The sequence below is a fragment of the Pseudomonas sp. PHC1 genome (assembly GCF_046487845.1).
GTDB lineage: Bacteria > Pseudomonadota > Gammaproteobacteria > Pseudomonadales > Pseudomonadaceae > Aquipseudomonas > Aquipseudomonas sputi.
In genome coordinates this window covers 111745-131167 of the sequence record NZ_JBJXHJ010000008.1, presented here as the reverse complement: position 1 = coordinate 131167, position 19423 = coordinate 111745, and the positions used below count along the sequence as shown (strand labels likewise).

Annotated in this window: 22 protein-coding genes, 1 tRNA gene and 2 pseudogenes; 15 read left to right on the top strand and 10 right to left on the bottom strand. The window is 61.3% G+C overall.

Annotation, left to right across the window (positions count from 1 at the left end):
- Nucleotides 1-170 precede the first annotated feature (170 nt).
- The 3 genes from ACKJSM_RS14100 to ACKJSM_RS14090 all read left to right on the top strand — a co-directional run bounded on the left by ACKJSM_RS14100 (nucleotide 171) and on the right by ACKJSM_RS14090 (nucleotide 1951).
- Nucleotides 171-941: a helix-turn-helix domain-containing protein gene (locus ACKJSM_RS14100; RefSeq protein WP_410237955.1), complete on the top strand. Its 771-nt coding sequence runs from the start codon at nucleotides 171-173 to the stop codon at nucleotides 939-941.
- 64 nt (nucleotides 942-1005) lie between these two features.
- A complete protein-coding gene (locus tag ACKJSM_RS14095; protein ID WP_410237954.1) occupies nucleotides 1006-1278 on the top strand; it encodes a hypothetical protein in 273 nt (90 codons plus the stop codon).
- 46 nt (nucleotides 1279-1324) lie between these two features.
- A complete protein-coding gene (locus tag ACKJSM_RS14090; RefSeq protein ID WP_410237953.1) occupies nucleotides 1325-1951 on the top strand; it encodes a DUF3885 domain-containing protein in 627 nt (208 codons plus the stop codon).
- Nucleotides 1952-1987: 36 nt separating this feature from the next.
- On the opposite strand, the gene ACKJSM_RS14085 is transcribed toward ACKJSM_RS14090, so the two are convergent.
- On the bottom strand, nucleotides 1988-2416 hold the full coding sequence (locus tag ACKJSM_RS14085; protein ID WP_410237951.1) for a hypothetical protein: 429 nt from the start codon (nucleotides 2414-2416) through the stop codon (nucleotides 1988-1990).
- 144 nt (nucleotides 2417-2560) lie between these two features.
- On the opposite strand from ACKJSM_RS14085, the gene ACKJSM_RS14080 reads away from it, so the two are divergent.
- From ACKJSM_RS14080 to ACKJSM_RS14070, 3 genes and pseudogenes are all read left to right on the top strand, one after another.
- Nucleotides 2561-4687, top strand: a complete 2127-nt coding sequence (locus ACKJSM_RS14080; protein ID WP_410237949.1) for a TonB-dependent receptor family protein — start codon at nucleotides 2561-2563, stop codon at nucleotides 4685-4687.
- A 98-nt stretch (nucleotides 4688-4785) separates the two neighbouring features.
- The gene (locus ACKJSM_RS14075; protein WP_011333744.1) at nucleotides 4786-5253 is read left to right on the top strand and encodes a hypothetical protein; all 468 of its coding nucleotides are present in this window, start codon (nucleotides 4786-4788) and stop codon (nucleotides 5251-5253) included.
- Nucleotides 5254-5395: 142 nt separating this feature from the next.
- A pseudogene (locus ACKJSM_RS14070) lies at nucleotides 5396-5782 on the top strand (AraC family ligand binding domain-containing protein); the annotation flags it as partial.
- Between the two features lie 82 nt (nucleotides 5783-5864).
- On the opposite strand, the gene ACKJSM_RS14065 reads toward ACKJSM_RS14070, so the two are convergent.
- Complete coding sequence (locus ACKJSM_RS14065) at nucleotides 5865-6110, bottom strand: hypothetical protein (protein WP_236181799.1); 246 nt, start codon at nucleotides 6108-6110, stop codon at nucleotides 5865-5867.
- 164 nt (nucleotides 6111-6274) lie between these two features.
- Between ACKJSM_RS14065 and ACKJSM_RS14060 the strand changes: the two genes are divergently transcribed.
- The 3 genes from ACKJSM_RS14060 to ACKJSM_RS14050 all read left to right on the top strand — a co-directional run bounded on the left by ACKJSM_RS14060 (nucleotide 6275) and on the right by ACKJSM_RS14050 (nucleotide 7897).
- Nucleotides 6275-6922 carry an ATPase gene (locus tag ACKJSM_RS14060; protein WP_410237947.1) on the top strand — a complete coding sequence of 216 codons (648 nt, stop codon included), beginning with the start codon at nucleotides 6275-6277 and terminating at the stop codon, nucleotides 6920-6922.
- A gap of 86 nt (nucleotides 6923-7008) precedes the next feature.
- The gene (locus ACKJSM_RS14055) at nucleotides 7009-7350 is read left to right on the top strand and encodes a hypothetical protein (RefSeq protein ID WP_236181797.1); all 342 of its coding nucleotides are present in this window, start codon (nucleotides 7009-7011) and stop codon (nucleotides 7348-7350) included.
- Nucleotides 7351-7504: 154 nt separating this feature from the next.
- Nucleotides 7505-7897: a DUF1801 domain-containing protein gene (locus ACKJSM_RS14050; RefSeq protein ID WP_410238033.1), complete on the top strand. Its 393-nt coding sequence runs from the start codon at nucleotides 7505-7507 to the stop codon at nucleotides 7895-7897.
- Nucleotides 7898-7946: 49 nt separating this feature from the next.
- Here the strand turns inward: ACKJSM_RS14050 and ACKJSM_RS14045 are convergent.
- The 6 genes from ACKJSM_RS14045 to ACKJSM_RS14020 form a co-directional block, all read right to left on the bottom strand.
- A tRNA-Gln gene (locus ACKJSM_RS14045) sits at nucleotides 7947-8021 on the bottom strand.
- A 220-nt stretch (nucleotides 8022-8241) separates the two neighbouring features.
- Nucleotides 8242-8448: a hypothetical protein gene (locus tag ACKJSM_RS14040; RefSeq protein WP_410237945.1), complete on the bottom strand. Its 207-nt coding sequence runs from the start codon at nucleotides 8446-8448 to the stop codon at nucleotides 8242-8244.
- 96 nt (nucleotides 8449-8544) lie between these two features.
- Complete coding sequence (locus tag ACKJSM_RS14035; protein WP_410237944.1) at nucleotides 8545-10008, bottom strand: GDL motif peptide-associated radical SAM/SPASM maturase; 1464 nt, start codon at nucleotides 10006-10008, stop codon at nucleotides 8545-8547.
- A 102-nt stretch (nucleotides 10009-10110) separates the two neighbouring features.
- Nucleotides 10111-10689, bottom strand: coding sequence for a DUF1842 domain-containing protein (locus ACKJSM_RS14030; protein ID WP_410237942.1), 579 nt, complete (start codon nucleotides 10687-10689; stop codon nucleotides 10111-10113).
- A gap of 39 nt (nucleotides 10690-10728) precedes the next feature.
- The gene (locus tag ACKJSM_RS14025) at nucleotides 10729-11355 is read right to left on the bottom strand and encodes a DUF1842 domain-containing protein (RefSeq protein WP_236181793.1); all 627 of its coding nucleotides are present in this window, start codon (nucleotides 11353-11355) and stop codon (nucleotides 10729-10731) included.
- Between the two features lie 34 nt (nucleotides 11356-11389).
- Nucleotides 11390-11575 (bottom strand): DUF1843 domain-containing protein, encoded by a 186-nt coding sequence (locus ACKJSM_RS14020; RefSeq protein WP_236181792.1) that lies wholly within the window; start codon nucleotides 11573-11575, stop codon nucleotides 11390-11392.
- A 570-nt stretch (nucleotides 11576-12145) separates the two neighbouring features.
- Here ACKJSM_RS14020 and ACKJSM_RS14015 point away from each other — a divergent pair.
- A pseudogene (locus tag ACKJSM_RS14015) lies at nucleotides 12146-12319 on the top strand (LysR family transcriptional regulator); the annotation flags it as partial.
- Between the two features lie 173 nt (nucleotides 12320-12492).
- Here the strand turns inward: ACKJSM_RS14015 and ACKJSM_RS14010 are convergent.
- Nucleotides 12493-13422 carry a LysR substrate-binding domain-containing protein gene (locus ACKJSM_RS14010; protein WP_410237939.1) on the bottom strand — a complete coding sequence of 310 codons (930 nt, stop codon included), beginning with the start codon at nucleotides 13420-13422 and terminating at the stop codon, nucleotides 12493-12495.
- 149 nt (nucleotides 13423-13571) lie between these two features.
- Between ACKJSM_RS14010 and ACKJSM_RS14005 the strand changes: the two genes are divergently transcribed.
- From ACKJSM_RS14005 to ACKJSM_RS13985, 5 genes are all read left to right on the top strand, one after another.
- Nucleotides 13572-14495, top strand: a complete 924-nt coding sequence (locus ACKJSM_RS14005; protein WP_236181789.1) for a LysR family transcriptional regulator — start codon at nucleotides 13572-13574, stop codon at nucleotides 14493-14495.
- A 115-nt stretch (nucleotides 14496-14610) separates the two neighbouring features.
- Nucleotides 14611-16140, top strand: coding sequence for a GMC family oxidoreductase (locus ACKJSM_RS14000; RefSeq protein ID WP_339490079.1), 1530 nt, complete (start codon nucleotides 14611-14613; stop codon nucleotides 16138-16140).
- Nucleotides 16141-16159: 19 nt separating this feature from the next.
- On the top strand, nucleotides 16160-17617 hold the full coding sequence (locus ACKJSM_RS13995; RefSeq protein ID WP_410237937.1) for an aldehyde dehydrogenase family protein: 1458 nt from the start codon (nucleotides 16160-16162) through the stop codon (nucleotides 17615-17617).
- 5 nt (nucleotides 17618-17622) lie between these two features.
- The gene (locus ACKJSM_RS13990; protein ID WP_410237935.1) at nucleotides 17623-18660 is read left to right on the top strand and encodes a catalase family peroxidase; all 1038 of its coding nucleotides are present in this window, start codon (nucleotides 17623-17625) and stop codon (nucleotides 18658-18660) included.
- On the top strand, nucleotides 18657-18887 hold the full coding sequence (locus ACKJSM_RS13985; RefSeq protein ID WP_410237933.1) for a hypothetical protein: 231 nt from the start codon (nucleotides 18657-18659) through the stop codon (nucleotides 18885-18887). Before ACKJSM_RS13990 ends, ACKJSM_RS13985 begins: the two co-directional genes overlap by 4 nt.
- Before the next feature lie 12 nt (nucleotides 18888-18899).
- Here the strand turns inward: ACKJSM_RS13985 and ACKJSM_RS13980 are convergent, their stop codons facing one another.
- A complete protein-coding gene (locus ACKJSM_RS13980; protein ID WP_410237931.1) occupies nucleotides 18900-19412 on the bottom strand; it encodes a GNAT family N-acetyltransferase in 513 nt (170 codons plus the stop codon).
- Nucleotides 19413-19423: the final 11 nt, after the last annotated feature.

The window sequence follows — 19423 nt, the reverse complement described above, 5'->3', positions numbered from 1 at the left end:
TTAAACAGTGAACTCATCAGGCGTCGGGCGATTGATGTTTTGCGCAGCTCTGGATGACGAAATCGGCACAGTTGCGAAGAACGACAGCGGCGCTCGACACGCTTGGATCGTTGCTGCAATCTGCACGCGAACGCCTCAGCCCGATCCACTCACCGGGGAAAACCGTCACCATGCACAACGCATTTGCGATCCTGTGCCAGGACGATGAGCACAATCGTCCCCACACCCTCGAGGCACTGCTGGCGGGGGTGGCGCCGCTGTTGCCGATGCTGGACGTGATTCCGAACGCGGCGATTTTCATCAAGGATGTGCAGGCGCGGTACGTCCTGGCCAATCGCACGCTGGTGCAGCGCTGCGGCCTGAAAGACCTGAAACCGCTGCTCGGCAAAACCAGTGCGCAGGTGTTTCCAGCGCAGTTGGGGCCGGGCTATACCGAGCAGGATCGACGGGTGCTGGAAGAGGGATTTGTGCTGGAGGATCAGCTGGAACTGCACCTGTACGGCAGTCGCGAACCAGGCTGGTGCCTGACGCACAAGCGTCCGCTGTACAACCGTGACGACGACATCATCGGCCTCGCGGGGATTTCGGTGGACCTGCAATCGGCCAGCGAAACCCATCCCGCGTTTCAGCGCCTGGCGGCGGTCGACGAACACATCCGCGCGCATTTCAATCGACGGGTGACCCTGGGCGAGTTGACCCGGATCGCCGGTATCTCGGTGGCGCAACTGGAGCGCTACTGCAAACGTGTGTTCCACCTGACGCCGAGGCAGATGATTCAGAAAGTGCGGCTGGAACAGGCCCATCGCCTGTTGCACACCGAACTGCCGATCACCGAGGTGGCGTTGCAATGTGGCTACACCGATCACAGTGCTTTCACCCGCCAGTTCAAGGCGTCGACCGGATTCACGCCACGTCAGTATCGACAGGCGACGGAGCAATGAGCGGCTACCGAGTCATTGCGGCTAGACTGAACAGGTCAGCCCCACTTGCTGCAGGTGAAACGAGATGAGCAAATTCTGGGTACGCCGATGCTCGTATGGCCTGTGCGCGTTCCTGTTGATCCTGACGGCGTCCTGTTCGAGCAAGGCTCACTACGCGACCACCGGTGATCGCTGCTATGCCAAAGCGGTGCCGACGTCAGGCGAGGGCGGTCTTGCGTGGGGAGCGACCCTGGGGATCGCGCAAAAAAAATCCATGAATAACTGCATGCGCTACGCCGGCCGCTCGGGCGGAACGCCCAATACCTGTCAGGTGGTGTTGGCCAAGTGCAAGAATTAACAGGGCGGCATGGCCGCCCACGCCACATTGACCGGAAAGGACTTCAGTGAATCTTCATCTTGAAATCGAGCGGATTTTTACCGATCAGGCCTTCGCAAGGCCTCTGTTTTATTCCTGCCCGGGAGGACTGCGTTTCGAACTCTCCGAAACGGGAGGAATGATCGAGCAGTTCCTGTTGGCCTTGCGAAAGTCGACCGAGATCTGCGCCGACATTTTCAGTGGTGAGTCCACGCTGGTGACCTGCCTGCGTTTCCACTCCGATGGCCAACGATTTGCCCATCGATCGTTGCTTCAGTCCCTTCGTTCGGCAGGCATCGAGATACCTGCACAACGCTCGATCTGGAGTGAACCCACTGACCCGGATGACTGGTTCTGCGAAAGCGAACCCGAGTACTGGATCAATCTCGCATTCGAAACGCCCGCAAGGTTGCTTCAGGCATTGCTCTGGTGTGCACTGGCTGCGGATTTTGGGGCAATCGCGCCGAATCCTCGCTGCGCGGTCTACCTGTTCAACTTGAAGGCCGGAGTGATGGTTTTCCCTTACGACGACCGAGGGATGGACGTGGTCGGGCCCAACAAGGCGCTACTTTCAAGGCTGTATCACCGGCATCAGACGTATCTTCTCGATTACGACCGGCCCGCGATGGACGCTGACTTCGCGGGCTCCCTCTGAGCCCGGGTTCGACCCGGGCATTCAGGCGAGGCCTTATTAACGCGCGCGTTTCAACGACTGCGAAAGGGCCTGCCTGGCGATCAGCGAGGCAACGTCCTTGGCACCGTAGCAGCGGAATTTGACACTGTAGGCGTCTGTGTCGAGACGGACGATCTTCGTCAGGAAACCGCCTTCGACGGTGACCTTGCGGATCGTCGGCATCGGTATCTCGACATCCAGTGTCCCGTCCTGAACCATGCGGTTCATGGCATTGGCATTCAAGTAAACGGCGTTTTCGGTGACGGTGACTCTGCCGCCCACCCACAATCCGCCATAGTGATTTCTGAATCCCTCGAGCACCCCGGCCAGTACGCCGACATTGCCGCTCCCCACGACCTCGTAGAACTCGCCTACATCTTCGTAGTTCAGTTCAGCATCGGTCACCAGAAAGTTGACCATCTTCGACTTCAGAACTTCTTCGGCCATCCCTGCATCTCCCTTGTTCAAATCAATGTCCCGAATTTCAGCCGCCTGTTTACCTGACAAAAAACAAAATCGCCATGTGTTTCCTTCGTTCTTTCCTGCGTCGCAGTTGTCACTGTCCGTTCCCGCCTGTCTGGAGTTCACCCGATGCCTTCGCTCAAAACCCTGCCCGCTGCCTTGCTGGGACTGGCCCTTGTCTGTCCGCTCAAGGCGCAATCCCAGGGGCTGGAACTGGGGCAAGTGCTGATCGGGGCCGAGGATCAGAGCGGTGAAGATGCGTCGGTGGAAGAGGCGAAGGCTCGTCTGGCTCGGGTGCCGGGTGGCAGCAACGTGGTGGATATGCGCCAGCCTTTGCAGGGCAGGGTCGCCAGCAATCAGGACGTGTTGGCGTATCAGCCCGGTGTCTATGCCCAGTCGGCGGGTAACGAAGGGACGAAAATCTCGATCCGTGGCTCGGGCATCAACCGCGCTCCCGGCGCCCACGCATCAGGGCTGTACACGATGCTCGACGGCCTGCCGCTGACCGGCCCCGGCGGCACGCCTTATGAATTGCTGGAGCCCCTGTGGCTCGACCATGTCGAAGTGCTGCGCGGCGCCAACGGTTTTGATCGCGGTGCGCTGGCCCTCGGTGGCGCCGTCGATTACGTCAGCCACACCGGCTACAACGCGCCGTTGCTGAATGTGCGTTACGTCATGGGCAGCCACGGTTATGCCCAGCGGCAAGTCAGCTCCGGTCAGGTGCTGGGCGACTTCGATTACTACCTGTCGATGACCGACGCGCATTCCGACGGTTATCAGGATCACACCGCCAGCAAGAGCCAGGGCGTGATCGCCAACTTCGGTTATCGCTTCAATCCGAATCTGGAAACCCGCTTCTACATCCGTCATCGCGAAACCGACAACGACCTCGCCGGGCGGGTGACCAAACACGCCATCGAGCACGATCCGCGTGCGGCCAACCCGGCCTACGTGACGCGCAACGACAGCCGCGATCAGCCCGGCAGCACCTTCATCGGCAACAAGACCACGTACTACATCGACGACGATTCGAGCATCCAGACCGGTCTGGTCTATCACGACTACCCGATGGATCTGCGCGAAGGCCCCAATCGCCTGAAGGTGGCGTACACCGATGTCAGCGGCACGTTCGACTACAAGCGCCGCGACACGCTCTGGGGTCTAGAAAGCCACAGCACGGTGGGCTTACGGGTAACCAAACACCTGCCCAACGACGGTGCCAGCGAGCTGGTGCGGATTCCCACCGGCAATACTGCCGGTTATGCGCCGGGCACTCACATGCGCAACTTCACTTATCAGGGTTCGGATTCTGTCCTGCACGTGGGCAACGACCTGGAAATCGCCGACGACCTGTGGCTGACCACCGGCCTCGCCGCGATCTACACCCGCCGCGAAAGCGCGGTCACGTATCCGGAAGGTGGCGGCAAGACTAGCCTCGGCGACTGGGACTACGCGCCCCGTCTGGGCCTGCGCTATCAGCTGACGCCGGATCTGCAACTGTTCGGCAACCTCAGCCGCTCGGTCGAAGCGCCGCATCCGTGGTCGCTGATCTACAGCTCCAACGTCCGGTTCCCGGCCGGCAGCGGCGCCGCCACCGGCACCCAGCGTGATCCGGTCAAGCTGCAAAACCAGACCGCGACCACCCTGGAACTCGGCGGCCGTGGCGACAGCGCCCTCGGCGAATGGAGCCTGGCCTGGTACTACGCGCAGGTGCGCCACGAATTGCTTTCGGTGTTGCCGGACGCCAACGCCACCACGCCTTACGAACTCAACGCCAGCCCGACCGTACACCAAGGTGTCGAAGCCAGCCTCAACAGCAACCTGTGGTCAGCGAACGATGGCGGCAAGTTTAGCCTGCGTCAGGCCTACACCTTCAGCGACTTCCACTACCGCGACGACGACCGCTTCGGCGACAACCGCCTGCCGGGCCTGCCGATGCATTACTACCAGGGCGAGCTGCGCTATGACTTCCCGCAAGGTTTCTTCGCGGCGGTCAACACGCAACTGGTCTCGAAAACCGCAGTGGATTACGCCAACAGCTATTACGCCGATCCTTACGCTACCTTCGGCGCCACACTGGGCTACAACGCACCGAAAGGCGACTGGCAGACCTGGCTGGACATGCGCAACCTGACCGACAAACACTACGCCGCTACCGTTACGCCGGGCTATGACGATAAAGGACTGGACGCGGCACGATCCACACCGGGCGAGGGCATGGCGATGTATGTCGGGGTGTCGTGGAGTTTGCTTTGAGGGGCTGGGTTCACCTTGCAGAGCCGCGTTGTCCTGCCACCTGAAAAAAATTTGGCGCTGCAAATGTATGCTCATCCCCTTATCAGCCAAAGGTTCCCATGTTCGACAGAAACGACTTTGACCAACTCACGCGACAACAGCTGCTTTTTTGGCCCTGCCACAACGATTGTCCCGGTCTTTACTACCTGACGTATCCATCGAGCGCCTTCCTCGTCCCCTGCGGTCAGGAGTACATTCGAATCACCCGTGTGAGCAAATCGCATCATACGAACGGCTTGAATGTGTGGCTGAATGCCGAGTGGCACGAACGTCAACCAGGTGGGGATCACAGCTTCCCGGAATACGTTGGCGGCGCGCAGTTTGAACCGATTTCCGAAGAGGTTTTCAACCAGTTGGTGGCAGAACGGGCGGTCGAACTGATCGTGCCGCTCAAGCAACCACTGCACGAGCCTTCCGGTTTCATCGGTGCGTTATTGATGTACTCGATGAAAACGGATTTCATCGTCTCGCTTTTCGCCGAATATGAAGACGAATTCATTCATTTCTACTGGCATACATTGGCCTGAACATATCTGCTCGATGAAACCGTTCGATCACCGGACACCCGAACCTTCGTCCAATTGCCCGATCTTGCTCGCCGGCGTACTGTGACCGGTGATGGCGTAAACCGTGACCATCACCATAACGACAAGATCGAGTGCCTTGCCCATGGACAGCCGCCTGCTGAGTGACCGCAGCAGCGTGTTTCGCCACGCTGACCCGTATGCCGTCTCCGACTATGTGAATCAGCACGTCGGCCAGCATTTCATCGGCCTGTCCAAAACCACCCATCCGCAAGCCAGCCTCAACCACCGCAAACTCGCCGACCTCGACCTGTGCCGCATCAGCTATGGCGGCAGCGTTCGCGTCACTTCACTTGCACTGGAAACGGTGTATCACCTGCAAGTCCTGCTGCAAGGCAACTGCCTGTGGCGCGGGCACCAGCGCGAGCATCATCTGGTGCCGGGCGAATTGCTGTTGATCAACCCGGACGATCCGGTCGACCTGACCTATTCCGACGACTGCGAGAAATTCATCCTCAACTTGCCGCTGCGCAGAGGGGCGACGGCTCCTGACTGACGCGCTGCAGCGGCACGCCGGCCGAGGTGGTGGCTCCCGGCCTGAAGAGGCTAGCGTGTCATCGAGCAGGTGCCAGCCAGGTGTTCAGCACGCGCCGGTCCAGTTCTTCCCAGTCCGCCATGCCCAGTACTCGCGTGGTGTTGAGGCCGCGCAGATAGCCGCGCAATTGATTGGCCACGGCCCGCACCGACTCCGAATCGTCCGCTGACTGGCCCAGCACGGTTTCGTATTCGACAAGGTATTCGGCCACGCGGTCGCGAAATTCTGGCACGACGGCATCGCGGATCAGATCAAAGGTTCGCACGGGTAATCCTCATCTGTTTTCGTTGTGATTGAGTGTGCTGCAGTCTGCACGCTGCGTAACTATTGGTTCAAGTAATAGTGACCATCAAGAAACGCAAGTTCTGCTTTGGCGCCGATGGGCGGAAAATCGCCTCCATCGAACACGCTGCTGAAGGAATTTGCGCGATGAAGACATTGACCCGACTGGCTGTCGTCGCCCTGCTGATGGGCGGGGTGGCCGCTACCGTAGCCCCGGCTTACGCAGACGACGCCAAGTCGTGCCATTTTCTGCCCGTCGCCGCCAGCAGTGCCGCGCTGCAGCACTCGCAAACCGTCGGTGTGCTGTACAGCGAAAACACCCTGGACAACCTGCAATACCTCGAGCGTTACCACGATGTTGCGGTGAACGGTGCCAAGGATGCGCTCGATGCGCGGATCCGTGAGGCTTTCGTTGACAGCTCCGACCCGGAACTGGCCATCGACTGGCTGATGAGTTCGCTGCAACACCAGTTTCTCTCGGTGACCGTCTACGAAAACCTTGATGCGCTGGTGCAGGCCCGTCCAGACGTAGTGGTGATGCTCGACACCCACAACCGTCTGCTGACTCAACGCAACAGTCAGGTCGAAGCGCGGTTCGCCGCACGCTTCTACGACGCCAACCTGCAATACATCGGCAAGGCCGAAGGCGCGGTGGAGAAGGAGCTGCCGTCGGTGTGGGTACACAACAAGGCCGCGCCTGAAATCGCTGCCGGGATCGAACAGCAGCGCGACCTGCAACTGAGTGCGTTGAAGCAGTTCGATGATTCGCTCAAGGCCCTGGTGAGTGCAGGCTGAACACCTTAATCAAAAACGGCAACGGCAGTGCCCGTGACACTGAACGTTGCCGAATAACCGAACCTTTTATTTTCAGGATTTCATCCATGCGTGCTTTTTTTATCCCTGCCATGGCTTCTGTCACTTTACTGCTGAGCGCTTGCGCCTCTGCGCCGAACGACCCGACGCTGACCCTGCAGACGCACAAGACGCCCGCCCAGTACGCCGAATGCGTGGTGCCGAAACTGCAGGGCAGTGCGCTGAACCCGACCGTGTCGCAGACCCAGCGCAGCTACCGGATCGTGGTGCCGAGCAAGGTGGCGGCGGACAACGTCCTTGAAGCCTACAAGGCACCGGACGGCGGCAAGGTGTTTTTGTATGAGCGCCACTTGCTGGCGTCGAGTTTCCTGCCGTCGAGTTTTGAACGGGCTGCCCAGGAGTGCCTGTAACGCCTGACGGTTAACGCTTTTGACGATGCTCCTTTGGTTGGCCGCAACCAACCAATTCCTTTGCCCCGCACCTTGCGGGGCTTTTTTTGCCCGGCGTTTGGCGCAGTCGGCGCTAGGCTGGATAGCGGACAAGGTTTTTCGGGAGGAAAAGGAAATGAAGAAGGATAGCGGCGGCGTGGCGACTGAGAATCCGTCTGTGCGGATCGACGCGAGAATCAAGGAACTGAACGACTGGCGTGGCCAGAAACTGGCCGAGATTCGCACGATCATTCATGAGGCGGATCCGGAGGTCGTCGAGGAGTGGAAGTGGCGCGGTGTTCCGGTCTGGTCGCATAACGGAATCATCTGCACCGGGGAAACCTACAAGGCTGTGGTGAAAATGACCTTCGCCAAAGGCGCGGCGCTGGAGGATCCGTCAGGACTGTTCAATGCCAGTCTGGAAGGCAATACCCGGCGGGCGATTGATGTTCACGAAGACGACACGATCGATGCCAAGGCTTTGAAAGCACTGGTGCGTTCGGCGATTACGTTGAATACAAAGAAATGATGTGCCGTTGAGGCAGAGATGAAACGGAGGAGGGTGAAACGAGGAAAAATGGCAGGGGCGGCTGGATTCGAACCAACGCATGGCAGGATCAAAACCTGCTGCCTTACCGCTTGGCGACGCCCCTGTAGCTATTGGTTTCAGTCCCGGGAGGACCTCTGCAACAGTGGGCGGCAATTTACCAGCGTTCTTCCGATCTGGGAACCCCTCAAGACAATAAATTTCATGGAAAACAGCTACTTATTTCCCGAATGGCATCGCCGGTCAGGTTTTCCGGGCGTTTCCAGCGATGGCCCTGACAATCAGGGCCACCGATGAAGCCCGAAAGACCTGCTCGGGCTAACCGATCAGTTGCCGTCCGCAACCTTGCGTTCGATTTCGTCAACCTTGCGTTGTAACGTCTCGGCGTCCTGTTCCTTGGTGCGAGTGGACGAGGGCGTGATGACCTCATCCACGCCGCGGGTATCGTGGTCCCGGTCCTCAAGATCGCGGTTGACCACATCGACCGGTTTGCCGGACGTATCCGTGGGTTGGGCTTTGTTGTCGTTGTTCATGGCGCTGACCTCCGTTGGCTTAAAAGTTGGATGCAGCGCCACCGAGCGAGTTCGAGATTTTTCGCGGCGAGCGGGCGAACGGCCGCTGCCACCGTCTTAGCTCAACGAACTCGGCACTCCCGCGAGCAAATCGCTCAGCGTCTTCATGATCGCCTGCTGCCGGGCCCGGTCGGTCAGGTGGCGGGCCTCGGCGGCGGCAACATCGGCGCGACAGTGCGGGCAGATCGATTCGTGCGGGTGGATGTATTGCAGGCAGCTGCGGCACAGGGCCAATTGCGTCGGCAGGCGTCCTTCTTCGGGGGAGGATTGGCCCTGATTGATCCAGGCCAGTTTGATCACCTGTCCGCTGTCGCTGACGCTGCTGACTTTTTCGCCGGTGTCGATGCGTTCGGTGATCAGGTCAAAGCGTCCGACGGCAAACGAGCGCTGGGCGGCGTCTTCGACTTTGACGATGCGCTCGCGCAAACCCTGCTTTTGCAATTCCAGGGTGCGGTAATGGCAGTAGGGATTGTTGCCGGGTTTGCCCAGCAGCGAGTGCGACGTCCAGGTGCAGCCACCCCGACAGACGTCGTTGTAATAACAGCTTCGGCAGTAGCCCCACAGATCATCGACCGAGCGCAGGCGACCGAAGTGCATGCCTTCGCTGTAATGCCAGATGTCGTGCAGGCTCATGTTGCGCACGTTGCCACCGGAAAAACCGACGGTGGCCAGTGACGGGCAGCCTTTCACCGTGCCGTCCGCTTCTAATGCGAGCACGGTCTGGCCGGCCGCGCAGCCGCTCCAGTGCACCCGCTCGTCACCGAAACCGCGCCAAAGATGTTCGTAAGGGCCGTAGTAACCGATGTTATTGCCGACGTTCATCAGCAGGCCGCGATCCAAACCTTCGCGGTACAACCGGGCGAGCAGCGGCATCACTTCCAACAGCTTGTACGGCTGGAGCAACAGTTCCGGATGGTCGACGGCATTGCCCATGGCTACCGTGATCTGGATCTGCCAATGGGTGGCGCCGAGTTCGATGATGGTGTCCATCAGTTCCGGCAAGTCCGGTAATGTGGCCGCGCCGATCTGGGTGTTGACGCTCACCGCCAGCCCCGAGGCTTTGGCCCGGCGCAGGGTGTCGACAGCCTTGTCGAACGAGCCTGGCACATTGCGCACCTTGTCGTGCAGCGGGGCGAGTCCGTCCAGGGAAATCCCGACCCCGTTGAGCCCCGCATCGACCGCCGCCTGCATCTTCGCCGGGGTCAGATTGCGCCCGCCGGTCTGGATCGCGCAGTACATGCCGTGGTCGTGGATCGCGCGGATCAATTGCGTCCAGTCCTTGCGCAGGTAGGCTTCGCCGCCGATCAGGGTGATTTCCCGCGTACCGAGCGCAGCCAGGGAGTCGATGACATCAAGGCATTCGCGGGTGTTGAGTTCATCGGGACGCCGATGCCCCGCGCGGGAGCCGCAATGCAGGCACTTGAGGTCGCAGGCGAGGGTGATTTCCCAGACCACGTGCACCGGCACGTAGCGTTTGAGGTCGGTGTCGCTGAGGTAGCGGGCAGGGCGGTTGTCTGTCATGGGAGATCCTTGCGCACGGGCCTGTGCGCGGCACGATTGGACTGACCTCGATTGGCTGGAAGACCGGGCGCGGTCACCATGACCGCGCCCGGGCCGTACGCCTCAGCGCGCTTCCAGTCGCGCGATTTCCGCATTCAGTTGCTCAAGGGCACTGCGCAGTGCGCCCTCGTGGGCCAGTTGTTGCTCGCCTTGCTGCACGGCGACTTTCAACTGCGCCAGATCGCCCCTTTCCTTTGCCGTTTGCACCGCCACGGCATACAGCGGCTGGACGTGATGCTCGGGCGGCAGTGGCTCGACGCTCGGTGCCTGATGCACGGCGACGTGCCGCACGTCCTGCCACTGGCCGCTTTCGTTGTAGCGGTAATCGACAAAACCGCTGGTCCAGTCGTTCAGAATGCCCTTGAGGTGGAAGGTCTGGGCGATCTGACTCAGCGGGCCGCTCGGGCTGCCGTCGAGGGTGAGAATGAGGTAGGTCTCGGTGGATGGCGTGAGCCTGGCCTCGGAATAGTCGCCCCAGACCCGGGCATGGAAATTCACCGGTGGCCAGGTGCTTTGAAACACGCTGGCGGTGCCGCTGACTTTTTTGCGGACGGTATCGACCACGATATCGAGGGTCAGGACCGGTGCGCCCAGCAGTGAATTGCTGGCGATGAGGCGGGTGTGAAAAAGTCCGATCGACATGATGCTGCTCCTTGTGAAAGTAATGGGTCCGATAGCCGATCAGCGACTTTGCAAGCGGCTGATTTCTGTCTTGGCGGAGTCCACCGCTATGCGCAATTGCGGCAATTGCTCCAGCTGCTGCCTGGCCTGCGCGGACAGGCTTTTCATCTGGGCCAGGTCACCGCTGGCAATGGCGCCCTGAATCGGCGCGGCATACAGCGGCAGAACCGGTTTGTGCGGCTCGATCACCGGGCCGGGATTGAACGGCTGGAGGACGTTCGAAGGCACCTCCACCAGATGCGCCGGTACGTTGTTCAGTTCGTGCCAGCGCTGGCCGTCGAAGTATTCATAGTTGGCCACGCCTTCGCGCCAGTCGGTGCCGACCACCAGATGGATCTTGAAGTTGATGATCGAGTTGGAGCCGGGGCCGCCATGGTTGCCCTGGGCGGTGATCAGGATCTTGCTGACACCGGGCTTCATCACCGTCATGTAGGTGTATTCGCCCCAGACGTCCGAGTCGATGTCGAGCGGCGGATTGGTCGCCTGAGTCACGGCGGCGTTGCCGGTGACCTGCTGCTGCGGCGTCGACACCAGCAGGTTCAGCGCAAGACTCTGCGCCCCTGGCTGGCCGGTACCGATCCGGTAGCTCACCGGGAACAAGCCGACATTTTGCTGAGTTGCTGACATGTTGATTGCCTCCATTGCAATGTGGGAATTGGCCTTAGGGTTTTTCCAGTCGAGAAACTTCTTTGGCCAGTTTTTCGTACGCGGTTTGTAGCGCCTTCGCTTCCGGCTTCGTTGAATCGCGCTGCTTCAACAAAGTCTTCATCTGCTGCAGGTCGCCGTCGGTGATCGCGCTCTGGATGGCGACGCCGTAGGGCGGGATGTTGTGGTTTGAACCGGTCATATCGAGGCCTTCCTCGTGGGTATTTACCGCTCGACCCCTTGCGCAGAAGGGGCGCCTTTCCTGACAGGCAGGCGAACGACATCCGCCAGAATCACCGGCAGCCGGGATTCTCGGCGACGTGACTGCCTGATCCGTCGGGATCTGATCAATCCGTAAATCGGGTTCGCGCAGGGGCGACGCCGCAGCGCCGGCTCACGCGCAAGCGTCGTCAGCCAAAACCGTCGGGTCTGGCCTCGGGCATCAATGAGAGAAGTTGCCGAAGGGGCAAACGGAGGAATTTCGCCTGTACGTTGGTCATCTTTCTGTCCTTGATAGAAAGCAACGAAACACAGGGATAGGTCGTTCACTCTTCAAGAGTGCAATACCCGCGCAAGCACAAAAACCATCCCTGATTTTTCTTCCAGTGCCGCTGATGGCGCACGTCGAGCGACGTTTGCCAAGTGGCCAGCATTATGCCAGCCACGCAACCCTAGACCCGTTTGTGCAGGGCTGCCAGAAAAAGCGCCGAACGGTCATGGCCGCGGCTATTTTTCACGGATTGCGACACTCAGTCTGGAAAAAAGCCGATCAATGAACACCAATCGTGACCAGTTTCCCTTGCCCGAAGACCTCAAGGTTTTTCTTACCGTCATCCGCAAGAACAGCTTTGCCAGCGCCGCCGATGAGCTGGGCTATTCGCCGGCCTACGTCAGTAAACGCATCTCGGTGCTGGAAACCACGCTGGCGAGCAAGCTGCTGGCTCGGGGTGCAGACGGTGTGACTGTCGATGTGCTTCTGGTACAGCGTTCTCGGGCTGGGCATGGCTTGCGCTCTTTTCTGTCCGGGGCAAAAACAACATGAGGACAGAATATTGATCGCAGAAATGGCATCCATAGCGCTTTGGTGAAGCGGTTGAACACAAAGCGTGAGCAATGCTCTCAGGCCTTTGCACGCATTCCGCGCAAAGGATCGTCCAGCAATTCGAACTGCTCGGCCATGAAATCGATCAGCATCCGCAGCGACGGCAGCATGCCCTGACGGCTGGCAAACACCGCGTAGATCATCTCCGTGCGCGGCGCCCAGTCGGGCAGCACCACCGCCAATTGGCCGCGCTCGATGAAGTCATGCACCAGCGACATCGGCATCTGCGCAACGCCCACGCTGTCGATGGCCGCGCAGCGCAGCATCGGCAAGCCTTTGGTGATCAACTGCGGGCGATGTTGCAGGGTGAACTCAGAACCGTCCTGATGAAACAGCGTCCAGCTGTAAACCTGCTGCGGGCTGCCGTGGTGAGCGCTGGGGAAGCGCGACAGGTCTCGCGGCTCACGGGGTTCGCCCAGTCGATTCAAGAGCGCAGGGCTGGCGACCAGGCATTGCGGCCGCTGCGACAGCACCCGGCTGACCAGCTCGGAATCCTGCAAGGGTGGCGGTCGCACCCGCAACGCCAGATCGACGCCTTCGGCCACCACGTCGACCTGCCGGTCGCTGGCCTCCAGATGCACTTCGACGCGCGGGTGCATCGCCATGAAACGCGTGATGATCCCGCCGACGCATTCTTCCAGCAGCGTCGTCGGGCAGGTCACGCGCAACACGCCGCCCGGTTCGGCGCGGGTCATGGCAATCGCGGCTTCGGCAGCCTCGGCCTGTTTCAGCATTGCGCGGCAATGGTCGTAGTAGGTCTGGCCCAGCTCCGTCACCGAGAAGTGCCGGGTGTTGCGGATGATCAGGCGCACGCCCAGACGCTCCTCAAGCAAGGCAATGCGCCGGCTCAGGTTGGACTTGGGAATCCCCAGCGCCCGCGCCGTCGGCGCAAAGCCACCGTGGTCCACCACCATCACGAAATACTGCAAGTCATTGAGGTCTAGCACGGGGCGAGACTCGCTGGAAAAGGGACGCCAACTATACAAGCCCGATTGTCCATTGTGTGGGAAGCAGCGGCCCGTTTTCGGCTCTGGTGGGCGATGCCGGACGAGCCGTAGATTGCGCCGTCTGACCTTGCACACACTGGATGTAGAACTTGAACAAGCTTTGCGAGATGCAATCGTTCGTTATGGTGGTCGACACCGGCAGTATCACCGAGGCAGCCCGGCAATTGGGCACCGCCAAATCCATGGTCAGCCAGCGGATTGCACAACTGGAAAAACGCCTCGGCAGCATCGTCCTCGAACGTGGACGGCAGGCCCGGCTGACCGAGGCCGGGGAAGTGTTTTATCGTTATTGCGTGCGGATTCTGTCGGAGGTAGAAGAGGCCGAGGACGCGGTGCTGGCCTTTCAATCGAGCCTGCGCGGCAGTCTGCGACTGGCGGCGCCGATGGCGTTCAGCATTCGTTACCTGACGCCGATCCTGTCGTCGTTCGCGGTGCGCTATCCCGAGTTGCGGCTGGACATCGAATTCGACGACCGCCACGTCAACCTGCACGAAGAACGTTACGACGCGGCGATCCGCATCGGCGAGTTGCCGGACTCCTCGCTGGTGGCGAAAACCATCACCTCCAATCGCCACATCATCTGCGCCAGTCCCGATTACCTGGCCGCCCATGGCACGCCGCAAACGCCGCAGGAACTGTCCGAGCATTTCGCCATGCTCTACGTGAACCGCGAACCCCACGGCATGTGGACGTTGCCGGTGAACAATGCGCTGGAATCGTTTCGCGTGCGTTGCCGGATGCGCACCAATAACGGCCATCAACTGATGGAAGCGGCAAAGGCCGGCATGGGGTTGGCGATCCTGCCGACGTTTCTGGCGGCGCAAGCTATCGTGGACGGCGAACTGCAAGAGGTGCTGGCGCCTTACGCGCCCCGGGGCGGGAATATTTCAGCGGTGTATCGGCGCTCCCAGCGGGCCTCACCGAAGTTGCAGGCGTTGACCGATTTTCTCTGCGAACAGATCGGCAGTCCGCCGGTGTGGGAGCAATTGCTCGCGGCCCATTCGACAGGTTGAGCCGTTCGGGAAAAGCGAAACCGCGATTCGGTTTGTCCCGGCTTATGAGCCCTCGAACCCTTCAATAAGCTCTTCCTCAACAGGCGCGCTTTGACGCCTGACAGGGAAGAAACCGATGAACGATACCCTTGTAAATTCTGCCCGGCGTGCCCCGGTCGATGTGATCGTGGTGGGCGGCGGTTCCGCCGGCGCAGTGCTGGCCCGTCGCTTGAGTGAAAACACCCGGCGCCAGGTGCTGTTGCTGGAGGCGGGCCAGAGTTTTGCCCCGGGCAAGTACCCCGAAATCGTCGCCAGCAGCGACGTGGTCGGTGCCAATGGCAATCGCCAGTTCGAGTGGGGTTACACCTCCCGGCCAGGCTACGTCGAACACCCGATCGGCGCGCTGCGCGGCAAAGTGCTGGGCGGCAGTTCGGCCATCAACGGCGCGGTAGCGATTCGCGCCCGAGCAACGGACTTCCAGCGCTGGGATCTGCCGGGCTGGAGCTTTGAGGACTTGCTGCCCTCGTTCAAGAAACTGGAAAACCACAGCGGCGGCGCCAGCGCACTGCATGGCCACGACGGGCCGCTGCCGGTGCGTCAGCTCGGCAGCGCCGACGTCACGCCAATGCAGAAAGCCTTCATCTACGCCACGGTCGCCAACGGTTACCGGATGATCGACGACTTCGACGGCGCAAATGCCAACGGCGTCGGCCCGTACCCGATGAACATCGTCGACGGCGTGCGGGTCAACACCGGCATGGCTTACCTCACGGACGAGGTGCGCGCCCGCGACAATTTGCAGATTCGCGCCGACAGTGTGGTGGACAAGGTGCTGTTCGACGGCAAACGTGCGGTGGGCGTGCAACTGGCCAATGGCGAGCAATTGCGCGCCAACGAAGTGATTCTTTCGGCGGGAAGTTATGGCAGCGCGGCGATCCTGCTGCGCTCCGGCATCGGCCCTGGCGACGATCTGCGCGCGCTGGACATTGAGCCGGTCGCCGAATTGCCGGTCGGGCAACACCTGGCGGATCACCCGTTCTACTACAACGCCTACGCCGCTAAACCCGACCTGATCGGCCGCCAGTCACCGGCCATCGGCGCCAAACTCTGGACTCACAGCCGCAGCGCCGAACACGGCGATCTGGATATTCACATCACCGCGACCCACCTGTTCCCCCACGACCAGAGCCCGACCCAGGTCGGTTTCGTGCTCGCGGTGGCGCTGACCCGGCCGCTGTCACGGGGCAAGGTCACGCTGGCCAGTCGCGATCCGTCAGTGGCGCCGAACATTGATCTGAATTTCCTCGCCGAGCCGATGGATCGCCAGCGTCTGCTGGACGGTATTCGTCTGGCGCGGCGGATCGGGGCGACGGCGCCGCTCAAGGGTTTGATTCATTCGGAGTTGAATCCGGGGCAGGGCAACGATTCCGACGACGCCTTGCTGGCCAGCGTCAAGGCCACGCTCGACACCTATCACCACCCGACCTCGACCGCGCCGATGGGCCGGCCGGGAGATGCGCATGCGGTGGTCGATCTTGAAGCCCGAGTGATCGGCGTGCAGGGCCTGCGAGTGGTCGACGCCTCGATCTTCCCGGACGTGCCGTCGGTTGCCACCAACCTCACCGTGATCGCCACCGCCGAAAAAATCGCCGGTCTCTATGCCTGAATCCAAGGAAGTTTTCGCCATGAACAACACCAAGGTTTTGAACTGGATCGACGGCCTGTGGCTGGATTCCGGTGACTACAAAGATTCCATCGACCCAGCGACTTATGAGCTGATCGGTCGCTACGCCGAAGGCGGGTTGGCTGAAGCGCAGCAAGGCATCGACGCCGCGCAACGGGCCTTCACGCACACCCCATGGAAAGACGACAGTCAGCTGCGTGCGCAGGTCTTGCTGGAACTGGCGGACGTCTTCGAACTCAACGCCGCCGAGCTGATCGACACCCTGGCGCTGGAGAACGGCAAAATCCGTCCCGAGGCCGCCTTCGAAGTCGGCATGGTGCCGTCCAAATTGCGCTATTACGCCGCGCTGGCCCGCACCGAATATGGCCGCGCCGCGCAACCCCGGCCCGGCAAGATATCTCTGGTGATCCGTCAGGCCGTCGGTGTAGCGGGCATTATCGTGCCGTGGAATTCGCCGGTGGTGCTGATGATCCGCTCGCTGGCGCCGGCCCTGGCCGCCGGTTGCACCACGGTCATCAAAATGCCGGGGCAGACCGCGCAGACCAACGCGCTGGTGGCGCGGATCATGAGTGAAGCGCCGTCGCTGCCGCGTGGCGTGATCAACCTGTTCAGCGAGCAGGGCGCGGCCGGTTCGATCCATCTGGTGGAGTCACCGCAGGTGCCGGTCATCAGCTTCACCGGCAGCACCGGCACCGGTCGGGCGATTTCGGCGGCGGGGGCGCCACACCTCAAGCGCTTCGGCCTGGAACTGGGCGGCAAAACGCCGATGCTGGTGTTCAACGATGCCGACCTCGACGCCGTGGTGCCGACGCTGGTCAAGGCGCTCACAGTGTTTTCGGGGCAGTTCTGCATGACCGGTTCGCGACTGCTGGTGCAGCGGGACATCGCTCACTTGTTGACCGAACGCCTTGCTGCTCGGCTCGAAGCCGTTCGGGTCGGGCCGGCGGCGGATCCGGCCAGTGACATGGGGCCGCTGATCGACAAGCCCAACGTGCAACGGGTCAATCAGGTGGTGGAAGAGGCGATTGCTGCCGGTGCGCAAGTCATCGTGCGCGGTGGGCCTGTGACTGACGGGCCGCTGGCCAAGGGCGCGTTCTATCGGCCGACACTGCTGCGGGTCAGCGATCCGGAGATGGCCATCGTCCAGCGCGAAACCTTCGGACCGGTGTTGACCCTGCAGGTATTCGACAGCGAAGCCGAAGCCATCGAACTGGCCAACAACAGCGAGTTCGGCCTGGCCGCCAGCGTCTGGACCCGCGACATCGACCGCTCGCTGCGGGTCGCCCGGGATCTGGAGGCCGGCACGGTGTGGGTCAACGACTGGGCGGTGGTCTACGACGAGTTCGAGGAGGGCGGCTTCAAACAGTCGGGGCAGGGGCGTCTGAACGGTGTGGGGGCGATGGATGATTTTGTCGAGTACAAACACATCGCGCTCAACCCCGGTCGGCGTCAGGAGTGACCCCGATGCGATTATCCCGACCGTGGATCGTCGCGCTGCTGGCGGGGGCGCTTAACGCGTCCCCGGCTTATGCCGCGGGCGAACAACCTCTGACTTTCACAAGGACTGATCCGGTGTCACAGGACAAACTCTACGACGCGCTGCTGGATGCGCTGTATGCCACGTTCGGCAAGCATCCAGGCTTTCGCGCGACCCATGCCAAAGGTCTGTTGGTGAACGGGACCTTCACCGCTTCACCCGCGGCGGCGACCCTCAGCCGAGCAGCACATTTGCAGGGGAAACCGGTACCGGTGGTGCTGCGGTTCTCCAACTTCAGCGGCGTGCCGGCCACGGTGGACGGCGATCCGCTGGCCAGCCCGCGCGGCTTTGCGGTGCGCTTCAAGCTGCCGAACGGCGAGTTCACCGACATTGTCGGCCACTCGTTCGACGGTTTTCCGGTGGCCACGCCCCTGGAATTTCTCGGCTTCCTGAAAGGCATTGCTGCAACGGTCGCGACGCCGCGGGATCCGCAGCCGTTGCAGGCGTTTCTGGCAGAGCATCCGAGGGCCAGGCACTTTCTGGAAACGCCGAAACCGGCGCCGTCGAGCTACACCAGCATCGAATACTTCGGCGTGAACGCGCTGGTTTTCAGTAACCGGGAAAACCGGGAGCAGATCGTTCGCTATCGCATCGAACCGTTGACCGGCCAATCGCTGCTCAGCGACCAGCAAGCCGCCCGTATGCCAGCCGAGTACTTGCAGGACGAACTGACGGCACGACTGGCGAAGGGCCCCGCGCAGATGCGTTTGATCGCGCAACTGGCAGCGCCGGGCGACGTGATTGAAGACGGCTCGATCCCGTGGCCAAGAAACCGCCGCGAAGTCGAACTGGGCATCTTCACCCTCGACTCTGTGGTGCCCGCCGATGATCAGCAAACCGCCCAGCAACGCCTCGACTTCAGCCCCGGTCGGTTGCTCGACGGCATCGCCCTGAGCCGCGACCCGATGACCCTGACCCGCGACCGCATCTACCATCGCGCCGTGCTGCGGCGTCAACAACCATGACCACCGAGGCCGGCGCACGCTGGAAGCAATGGCTGGTGTCATGGCTGGTGGTGTGGCCGCTGTCGGTGTCCATGCCCTGGGCACTGGCGGCGCTGCTGGAACTGGCGGACCTGCGATTGCCGGGGTGGTTGTTCAAGATGCTGGTGGCCGGGTTGATTTCGTTCAACATGGTGTATTGGCTGATACCGCAGAGTTCGCGGTTGATGGCGCGGTGGTTGGTGCGTTAAGCGGTCCGGGCCCTACTCGGTGGCGTCAAAAGCCTCGTGGTAGCTGACGACACCGACCGGCAACTCACCTTCGAACGCCAACGCCTGACAGTATTCCGCCGGAATCCCCGGCAACTCCAGACCGGCATGGGCCTTGAAGCCAAAACGCCTGTAGTAGCCCGGATCGCCAAGCACCACGCAGCCAACGCCGCCAATGCGCTGCAATTGCGCCAGCGAGGCTTTCATCAGCGCCGAGCCGATGCCTTGCTGTTGGCGGGTCGGGCATACGGAGATCGGGCCGAGGCCGTACCAGCCTTGAGCACCGGAGGAAATCGTCACGGGGGAAATGGCGACATGGCCGACCACCGTGTCGTTTTCCACCGCCACCAGCGACACACTGAGCTGGCCGGCGCTGCGCAGGGCGTTGACGATGAATTGTTCGGTGTGGCTGGAGTGTTCTTCGTGCTGGAACGCGGCCTCGGTGATTCGGGCGATGGCGTCGATGTCTTCGGGGCGTTCGTTGCGGATTGTGATGTTTGTGTTCATGCGTTCTCGGG

Coding starts and splice junctions, on each gene's coding strand:
- ACKJSM_RS14030 (WP_410237942.1), bottom strand. CDS start 10,689: ATGTCGATCGGACTTTTTCACACCCGCCTCATCGCCAGCAATTCACTG.
- ACKJSM_RS13995 (WP_410237937.1), top strand. CDS start 16,160: ATGAACAACACCAAGGTTTTGAACTGGATCGACGGCCTGTGGCTGGAT.
- ACKJSM_RS14100 (WP_410237955.1), top strand. CDS start 171: ATGCACAACGCATTTGCGATCCTGTGCCAGGACGATGAGCACAATCGT.
- ACKJSM_RS14055 (WP_236181797.1), top strand. CDS start 7,009: ATGCGTGCTTTTTTTATCCCTGCCATGGCTTCTGTCACTTTACTGCTG.
- ACKJSM_RS13985 (WP_410237933.1), top strand. CDS start 18,657: ATGACCACCGAGGCCGGCGCACGCTGGAAGCAATGGCTGGTGTCATGG.
- ACKJSM_RS14040 (WP_410237945.1), bottom strand. CDS start 8,448: ATGAACAACGACAACAAAGCCCAACCCACGGATACGTCCGGCAAACCG.
- ACKJSM_RS14000 (WP_339490079.1), top strand. CDS start 14,611: ATGAACGATACCCTTGTAAATTCTGCCCGGCGTGCCCCGGTCGATGTG.
- ACKJSM_RS14060 (WP_410237947.1), top strand. CDS start 6,275: ATGAAGACATTGACCCGACTGGCTGTCGTCGCCCTGCTGATGGGCGGG.
- ACKJSM_RS14050 (WP_410238033.1), top strand. CDS start 7,505: ATGAAGAAGGATAGCGGCGGCGTGGCGACTGAGAATCCGTCTGTGCGG.
- ACKJSM_RS14085 (WP_410237951.1), bottom strand. CDS start 2,416: ATGGCCGAAGAAGTTCTGAAGTCGAAGATGGTCAACTTTCTGGTGACC.
- ACKJSM_RS14020 (WP_236181792.1), bottom strand. CDS start 11,575: ATGACCGGTTCAAACCACAACATCCCGCCCTACGGCGTCGCCATCCAG.
- ACKJSM_RS13990 (WP_410237935.1), top strand. CDS start 17,623: ATGCGATTATCCCGACCGTGGATCGTCGCGCTGCTGGCGGGGGCGCTT.
- ACKJSM_RS14080 (WP_410237949.1), top strand. CDS start 2,561: ATGCCTTCGCTCAAAACCCTGCCCGCTGCCTTGCTGGGACTGGCCCTT.
- ACKJSM_RS14025 (WP_236181793.1), bottom strand. CDS start 11,355: ATGTCAGCAACTCAGCAAAATGTCGGCTTGTTCCCGGTGAGCTACCGG.
- ACKJSM_RS14035 (WP_410237944.1), bottom strand. CDS start 10,008: ATGACAGACAACCGCCCTGCCCGCTACCTCAGCGACACCGACCTCAAA.
- ACKJSM_RS14075 (WP_011333744.1), top strand. CDS start 4,786: ATGTTCGACAGAAACGACTTTGACCAACTCACGCGACAACAGCTGCTT.
- ACKJSM_RS14095 (WP_410237954.1), top strand. CDS start 1,006: ATGAGCAAATTCTGGGTACGCCGATGCTCGTATGGCCTGTGCGCGTTC.
- ACKJSM_RS13980 (WP_410237931.1), bottom strand. CDS start 19,412: ATGAACACAAACATCACAATCCGCAACGAACGCCCCGAAGACATCGAC.